9 protein-coding genes are annotated in these 5,159 nt (G+C 48.9%); 1 reads left to right on the forward strand and 8 read right to left on the reverse strand.

Going from position 1 to position 5,159, the window contains the following annotated elements:
* Positions 1-299 (forward strand): hypothetical protein (locus tag AB5542_RS20945; protein WP_368243433.1); only part of this gene is annotated, 299 nt, incomplete at its 5' end.
* A gap of 60 nt (positions 300-359) precedes the next feature.
* On the opposite strand, the gene AB5542_RS20950 is transcribed toward AB5542_RS20945, so the two are convergent.
* The 8 genes from AB5542_RS20950 to AB5542_RS20985 all read right to left on the reverse strand — a co-directional run.
* Complete coding sequence (locus AB5542_RS20950; RefSeq protein WP_005832111.1) at positions 360-1,070, reverse strand: hypothetical protein; 711 nt, start codon at positions 1,068-1,070, stop codon at positions 360-362.
* A gap of 2 nt (positions 1,071-1,072) precedes the next feature.
* Positions 1,073-1,438, reverse strand: coding sequence for a hypothetical protein (locus AB5542_RS20955; RefSeq protein WP_005647131.1), 366 nt, complete (start codon positions 1,436-1,438; stop codon positions 1,073-1,075).
* Between the two features lie 10 nt (positions 1,439-1,448).
* Positions 1,449-2,471, reverse strand: a complete 1,023-nt coding sequence (locus AB5542_RS20960) for an LPD29 domain-containing protein (RefSeq protein ID WP_005832109.1) — start codon at positions 2,469-2,471, stop codon at positions 1,449-1,451.
* 12 nt (positions 2,472-2,483) lie between these two features.
* Entirely contained in the window at positions 2,484-2,693 is a 210-nt protein-coding gene (locus tag AB5542_RS20965) for a hypothetical protein (protein WP_005647134.1), read from the reverse strand.
* 1 nt (position 2,694) lies between these two features.
* Entirely contained in the window at positions 2,695-3,327 is a 633-nt protein-coding gene (locus AB5542_RS20970) for a hypothetical protein (RefSeq protein ID WP_005832107.1), read from the reverse strand.
* Complete coding sequence (locus AB5542_RS20975) at positions 3,324-3,911, reverse strand: hypothetical protein (protein WP_005832105.1); 588 nt, start codon at positions 3,909-3,911, stop codon at positions 3,324-3,326. The genes AB5542_RS20970 and AB5542_RS20975 overlap by 4 nt, the downstream gene beginning before the upstream one ends.
* 37 nt (positions 3,912-3,948) lie before the next feature.
* Positions 3,949-4,878: a hypothetical protein gene (locus AB5542_RS20980; RefSeq protein ID WP_005832104.1), complete on the reverse strand. Its 930-nt coding sequence runs from the start codon at positions 4,876-4,878 to the stop codon at positions 3,949-3,951.
* 90 nt (positions 4,879-4,968) lie between these two features.
* A partial coding sequence (locus tag AB5542_RS20985; RefSeq protein ID WP_346972069.1) for a hypothetical protein occupies positions 4,969-5,159 on the reverse strand: 191 nt, incomplete at its 5' end.

A 5,159-nucleotide genomic window follows, 5' to 3' on the forward strand; every position in this document is an offset into this window, starting at 1 on the left:
GTCCGTACGGTATGCGTGTGGATTACAGGAAGAAAGGATTCGTGCTGTTTAACCGTAACCTCAATGTGTTGGGAAATGCGGAACAGACCCGTCTGGAAGAACTGCCTCTGGAGCGGTTCAATGTGGAGGAGATTCCGTTGGAGGGTGAAGTCGTGGAGGAACACTCAGGATTTACCGATGTATTCTTCTATACCGATCTGACCAATCCCTATGCCGGATATGTACTGAATTTGCAAAAGCTTAAAGCCTATAACCGGTTGATGTTTCCGCTGGCAATGGCGCTGAACCGTGAATTGTGAGGCCGGAAGCCGGTAGCGGTAACAGCTGCATGGAGCAGACCGTTACCGCCCCGGATTTAATTATTTGCCCTCTTTTTCTGTAATGAACGCCAGATAGGCGGACACGGCCTTATGGCATCCGGTAAAGTCCGGAGTCCGGCAGCCCTTGATTTTCCGGAAACTGACGGTGCCGTTCCTGTCAATGCCCCTCACATGCCTGTTGAATGTCCCTTTGGTTCTGATATGGATGTCAAAACCGTCCCTTCCGGTGATTTCAACGAACATTTCTCCCGTGATCCGTTCCCCGTCCAGGAATTTCTCTTTCTGTTCATTGAGTAGCCGCTGATGTTGCTCTTCCTGCACTCTGCGCTCTTCCGCCTCTTTCTCCTTCTGCTCCCTGCGTTTCTGCTCCTGTATTCTTTTATATTCCTCACGGGCTTGCACCAGGGAAGTGGTGTCAAGTCCGAGAGCCTCGAACACGCGAACGGAGATCAAATTGACGAAGGCTCCTCTTTCCGCACTTTGAAGCGTATCCGCAATCCAGTTCCTGCAATAGGTGGCGGCTTCCTCTCTGCAATCTTCTCCCTTGAGAAACCGGCGTGAATACTGCCCGCTGGAAAAATAAACGTTTTCAATCCGGCAGACCACATGGAAACAGTCATCGTCTTCATTCCCGTCTTCGTTCTTTCTTGACAGGGAGAGATATACATTCTTCGCATACGGCTCCAGTTCCATATAAGAAGCCACGACGGTATTCCCGTCAGACTTGTACTTGAACACTTTTGCTTTCATTGTTACATTTTTTTTGATTGTCCGTTCATATAATCCGTAATTCTCATTTCCAGTTCATCGTATATCCGGTTGAACAGTTCCTGGTACTCTTCCAGAAAAGCCCCGTCCGTATCGCACATGTCTTCGAGTGTCTTTCCATTTGCACGGCACAGCTCCGTATCGGCCAGCTCACAGACAATCTCGCTGAGCATCGAGCGGTCCTTGTCTTCGGGAAGCAGCCCTCCTTTTTTCAGAAGGCAGTAGTTACGGATATTGATTCGCAAATACAGGTCCGCCTCTTTCCACCGTCCATCGGGAAAAAGAGAGAATGCCTGTTTCAGTCCGTCGGGCTGTCCGCCCCACCATTCGTTCAAATTGTTCGGTTCCATATTGATAAGTTTAATTGATTACTGTCTGTTTGGTTTGCCATTGCCGATGGGCGGTGATGTATTCCTGTCGTTCCTTCTCCAGTAACGCTTCTGCTTCGGGAGTGTAGCCGATAAAACGAATGTAACCGCCGTTATAGCCTGTAAGCTTGCACCGAATACCGGCTTTCTCCAATTTGTCGATCCGTTTCTGAGCCAGTTTCGCGCTTGAATAATCCTTCGGCCAGAAATAATGCTCTCCGTGTGAGCCGTAATGGTCTTCTCCGAATATCATTTCGCCGGAATGCCTCCTGTGCTCGATAAAATCAAAGCGGGCTGTGCCCAACGCCTGCCTGATGGCCTTGTGTGCCGGACCTTCGGGATGCTTGAACACTTCCGGCTTGTCCTTCCCCTTACAGTCAAGTTTCGGCAGTTCCACCTTGTAAGGCTTCCGGTAACTCCCTATAGCCAATGTCAGGTAGAAATTGGTATGGAAATAATCCGTCATCGCATCGCTGTCATCGAAGTTGTATGACATGACAAAGTCACAGACATTCAGCATCACCTCCTTGGCACGGTCTGTAAGATCGGGGTTTCGCTCTATGTTGTAGTGGTTGATATGATCCTGTACTTTGCCGGATTCCCTGGTGAACGCCTCAAAGTCCGCGCTCATCAGTTTGATGTAAATGGAATTGTAGTTCTCCCGTCTGACGGAGAACTTATATCTCGGATAGATTTCCTTTAGCCAAGTTCTCACAAGTTCTACGATTTCAGGGGCATGTTGCCCTTTGTAGTTGCGACCTTTCCAACGGTATTCATTATACACGTACTCGGTATATTCCTTTGCCGTGGCACCCGAATAGTCATGTTCATACCCGGTTGATGCGGCAGAGACATCCGGTTTGTCTTTCCAGACTTCAAAAAGCCTTTCAAACTCGGTGTTCACCTGTTGCATGATGGCAGTGTCGCCACCCTTGTCCGGGTGGTGCTGCAATGCCAGACGGCGGTATTCCTTCTTCAGGTCCGCCAATGAATGTATGTTATGAAAATAAGCCATAGCTATAGGTATTTATGCCCCTGCGAGGCGGTTGATAAAATATTCCTGGTTGTCAAGGTCAAGTCCGAGGTTGCTGCACGCCATTTCGATGTCATCTTCCCTCAGGTCGTCCGCCTCCTGCAACTCGCGCAGGTACCGGATTTCAGAATCCAAGTATTCCTGCGCTTCCATATGGCTGCAACTGCATGAGTTGCTAATCTGTTCAATGATGTTAATCTGCATATTATTCGTTTTTAGAATTATACCTGTTGTAAATTTCCCGTTTATGTTCGTAGTCCCGGCTGTTCCACCATTGGTCTGCCGCATCAATGAATGTCTGCGTGTTTTCGGAAGGCGGAGAGTCACAGACTTTCAACCCTGTGATTTGTTCCTTTGTTTCAAAACCGCACGACTCCCACCAGCCCTGCATCTTTTGTGTGAACTCCGCCTTAGTACAGAAAAAGACCTGAACGCCACATTCTTCGCACCATTTCCCATCGCACCACAGCCCGTTATTGTCATCATGCACATAGCTGATACGTTCATCCGTATTGGCGTTTATCCATGCTTGGATTTCCAACTGCCGTGAACCGCATTCTTTACAGACAAGGATGTCGGAATCGTCCGGCTCTTTTCTGAAAGCCCTGCCGTCATAGAGTGTAACGGCACGTTCCACGAGCAATTTCTGGTTGTTTTCCGATAACTCGGCAAAGAACCGTTCCGCCGCGCCGAATATGGACTTGTCCGCCAATGCGGACCATTTATCCCAGAAGTGCCGGTACATATCTCCAAATACGGCCTTGCATTCTTCCTTGCTCCAGGCGTTCCACATATAGTAGAAGAAGCTGGAGACTGCGTTTTCCGCTTGATATTTCATTGTTCTTCAGTTTGTGGTTCTACTTTTTTGCTCTCTTCCAGTTGCTGCCATACAGCCTCATACATTCCGGAAAGCCAGTCGATGTTACTGGCTCCGAGTTCGAACGGGCTGTAACATTCCACTTCATCACCGCTTTCTTTCTCTTCGGCAAGGACGGTCAGGCTGCTGTCCGTTACCCGGAGTCCTGTCACCCTGCATTCGTAGGGGTCTCCGTTCTTGCCAAACCATATCACCCAGACCGGGTCATAATCCTCTTCCGGAAACCGTATCGCGTTCATGGCATGGTCATGGAGCAACTGCCGTATCGCTTCGATGATGTCTTTTCGCAGTTCTTCGATCCTGTCTCCGAACACCGACATGGGGGATTTCCCGCCTCGCTGCCTTACGGAGAGAACCTGCAAGTCCGGATGACAACCGAACTTCCAGTCCGTCACTTCATCGTCATCCCGCGTTGTGTGGATGTTGCCGCCCAATACCAGACCGCAGTCTTCCGCCACCATGCTTTCCGCTTCTTCACGGTCTTCCGCCACCACTGTGTAAGTACCCTCGAAGATGTACCTTACTTTTACATCGTATTTTTCCATAATCTTCTATGATTTGATTGTTGATTAGTTGATTTTATCAGGATACAATGCGAACCGCATCTCCGAAAAAGGAGTCGTCCACCCCATATACATGCCGGACCGAACAGTCATATTTGGAACGTTCGTCATCCAGCCGGAAGCGGAAACCATGATAGTCCTTGACTTCCAATTTCAGCTTTACGTCCCGTTTCAGTTCCATTTCAAGCAGGCTTCCACCACCATACGTCGAACTGAAAAGTCCGCAACAGTTGCCTTTGGGGATAATGACCTCTTTCAATGAAAAGTCGGCTTCATACAGCTCTTTCAGGCTTACCCTGCCGATGTAAGTCAGCAGGTTCGCCCCGCAGCAGGAATTGATAAGTTCCTCGTAGAATTGTTCGTAGGAAACCTGCTCCTTGCCGTTCCGGTTCTTACGGTTCGGGAAACGCCCGTAAGCCCTGTAGCCGTGCTCTGTCAAGATTTTCTTTACTCTCGCCGGATTGAGGTTCAGGCTGTCCACCATGTCCCCGAAGTAGGATTCCTCGTACCTGTAACCGCCTTGCGATTCAAACCAGTTGGAGTTGATGCAGTCATAGTTGGAAAGCATCTCCACACGGATAGGAATGTCGTCCGTGTGCCTTACCAATTCCTTCACCACGTCCGAATCGTTGCGGCTGTAAATCTCGTCACGGATTTCATCTTCGTATTCATCGAAGAAGTCATCGACCGCTTCCCCGTCAAAGTCATGGAATACGGCACATTCCTCTTTCAGTTTCGCAATAATCTCACGGACAGCTTCCCATTCGGCATCGCTGTACCACTCGTCTGCCTTTTCCCACAAATGTTCGCGGCTCTTGCTGTCAAGGCATTTTTGAATCAGTCCGCAATGATTGTCAAGATTGTCATTGTAGTCCGTCCATATTAGTGTATAGGCCGGTTCCATCAGGGATTTGATGAAATCCAATGTCAATGTTTTCTGTTCATCCATTTCTGTTACCTGTGTACGGCAGGATTCCTTTTCCCGTACATACCGTTATAAATGACGGAAGCGGCCTTCAAGCCGCCTCCGTGTTGTTTCCTAACCATACAGTTCCTTCACGATCTTGTCATATATTTCCTTTGCCATTTCCGTATTCCGGTTGAAGTGGAAATAAGCCGTGTATCTGTATCCTGTTCTTGGCACTCCTCCGCACTGCTGTATTGCCCTGTCTATCTCCCAGTCGATATCACCTATGCCAAGAGATATGCTTGTGCCATGCAGCATACACC

Source organism: Butyricimonas sp. RTP31003st1_G1_RTP31003_210430 (genome assembly GCF_040920905.1).
Classification (GTDB): Bacteria; Bacteroidota; Bacteroidia; order Bacteroidales; family Marinifilaceae; genus Butyricimonas; species Butyricimonas paravirosa.